Below are 2,552 nucleotides of genomic sequence, written 5' to 3' on the forward strand. Positions count from 1 at the left end.
TAAAGAGCCAAAAGATCCTGCAGTAATATTTGGAGTAGATGCATATGCAGCTGCAGCAATGGCTCAGAAGTGGGCTGACAGCTCCATAGACGCTTCAGGCAGAAAGTTAAGAAAAGATGGCTCCTGTCTGCTGGCAGGTGTCATATCTTTTCCTGATGGCCGTTCTGATGAAGAATGGAAGGCGTTTAGAGATGATGCAGTCGAATACTTGAAAAATAAGTACGGTGAGAATTTGAAATCGGTGATCGAGCATACAGATGAAGATTACAACCATATTCATTTTTATTCGGTTCCTAAATATGGTCAGAAGTTTGATGAAATACACGATGGTAAAAGAGCTGTATTAGAAGCTAAAAAAGAAAACTCAAAGGTACTTAAAGGTGAACAGAATAAAGCATATATTGAAGCTATGAAAGAGTTTCAAGAAGACTTTTATAATGAAGTAGCTATAAAACACGGAATGACCAAAACCGGGCCAAAGCGTGAACGCTTGACCCGTGAGGAATGGAAGGCAAGAAAAGAATATGCCTTAAAGCAATCAGAAGAAATAAAAAATATTAGTCTATTAAAGGATCAAGCTGTTCAGACAGGTAAAAAAGAAGGTTTTGACTATTCAGTAGAACAGTCAAAAGGCTGGGGCTGGATAGCAAAAATAGGAGCTAAATATAAATATTACACTGATGGTTTTAAAAAAAAGCTAGAGGAAAAGGATGAAGAAATAGGAGTTGTCGAAAACCAGAGAAATGAACACAAAAAAAAGCATAAAGCATTTAAAAAAGAATATTACTCTCAAAAAAAAGAAACAGAAAAAGCAGTGGAAGAAAAAAAAGAAAAATCAAAAGAAGTCTACTTTCTGAATAATGAAAATAAAGAGCTTAAAAAAAACAACGATATTTTAGAAGTGGAAAACTTATCATTGAGAGAAGAGAATAAAGAATTACAGCAGTATAAAATAACAAGTAAAAAAATGAGAGATCGTTTTCCTGATGAGTATAAAGCTATGGAAGCTGAAATAAATAAACCAAGACCAAAAGGAGAAAGCTATAACCCTGAACCGAAAGCTCAAGAGCTTTCTATTCAGCAGGAAGAAGATAGAACAAACCAATACAGAAAAAGACCTCGAATGTAGAACATTCATCTCTGGCCGCTTGTAGTGATGTTTGAGACATCACAATAGGCGGCAATGATGGCATAGCCAGTAGAGATCAGTTTTCATAACCGTGAGAACGTCAGAACCTCGGGTTCTGGGGTTCGAGGGGTTGACCTGTCCGGTAGGACGGTTTTCCTCTTTCTTATGTTCTTATTTATCTTACTTCTTACACACCACTCTAAGCCTACTCCAACAAGGCTTTCATCACTAAAAAGTTGGTAAATCCACAAACTAGAGTTTGTCACTTCACCAACCTTTAGTTGGTCGATTTACTAACCATAGTTTGTGCATTTACCAACTCTAGTTTTGTGGACTTCTGTTCAAAAAAGTAGAAAAAGTTTGTTATTTTTAAACTTTTTCTATTGACTTATATTTGTGATCGGTTAAAACACATATATCAGAATATAAAAAAGGAGATTATTATGATAACTAAAAGTAGAGTTCACGAAAATGTTGAAGATATAACTGAAGTTTTAAATAGTAAAAAAATAAAAGATAAAATAGATGAAATGCAAGAGCGTGGAGATGTTAAGGCTACAGTAATAATACAAGATGATAAGAAAATAAGTTTGAAAAATGAGTTTGTAATATTATTTTTAGAAAACTTCGATCGTTTAATAACAGAGTTAAAAATCAATACTTCTGAGCTTCGTGTATTGATTTATATTTTAAAGAAAATGGAATTTGGTAACTTGGTTTCATTATCTCAAGCATCTATAGTTAAAGCATTAGATATGAATAAATCAAATGTCTCTATTATATTTAAAAAGCTTTTATCTAAAGATGTTTTAATAAAAGATGAAGACGGTAATATGTATGTAAACTCTAATATTGTAATGAAAGGATTAAAACATAAACTATCAGGAAAAAATAAAGAGAACTTACAGAAGTCTCAAAAGCAAACAGATTTATTTGATAAATCACATTAATAAAAAACTAAATATACTAGCGCGCTACGCTTGCTGAATCCCTAAACATCATAAATCATAGATTTATAATGTTTGGGGATTTCTGTTTTTTGTCTTTAGCCTCCGGCAAGACCGACGCTTATCGTTAGATAAGCATAGTCGGTCACTATGCTTTACTAGCAAACCTATTTCTGATAGTTACAAACATATAGGGAAAATTATATTAGAGGTGAAAAATGAGCTATCAGTTTATACATATTGAATCTTACGCAAGAGTAGGATCAAATCAAAAAGGAAAAGATACTAAATGGAATATACATCAAATCGCAGGTGAAGCTATGCGAAATGATGATGACTGTAAACACGTTAAAGAGCCAAAAGATCCTGCAGTAATATTTGGAGTAGATGCATATGCAGCTGCAGCAATGGCTCAGAAGTGGGCTGACAGCTCCATAGACGCTTCAGGCAGAAAGTTAAGAAAAGATGGCTCCTGT

The 2,552-nt window shown here is 33.7% G+C and carries 3 protein-coding genes; all 3 read left to right on the top strand.

Going from position 1 to position 2,552, the window contains the following annotated elements; genetic code table 11:
* On the top strand, positions 1-1,129 hold a 1,129-nt coding region (locus tag J1784_RS00410; RefSeq protein WP_217147597.1), incomplete at its 5' end, for a plasmid recombination protein.
* Positions 1,130-1,572: 443 nt separating this feature from the next.
* On the top strand, positions 1,573-2,079 hold the full coding sequence (locus J1784_RS00415; protein WP_217147598.1) for a replication/maintenance protein RepL: 507 nt from the start codon (positions 1,573-1,575) through the stop codon (positions 2,077-2,079).
* A 215-nt stretch (positions 2,080-2,294) separates the two neighbouring features.
* The coding region (locus J1784_RS00420; protein WP_217147599.1) for a hypothetical protein at positions 2,295-2,552 on the top strand (258 nt) is incomplete at its 3' end.

Origin of the sequence: Rahnella ecdela (assembly GCF_019049625.1) — a bacterium.
In the GTDB taxonomy this organism is placed as follows: Bacteria; Pseudomonadota; Gammaproteobacteria; order Enterobacterales; family Enterobacteriaceae; genus Rahnella; species Rahnella ecdela.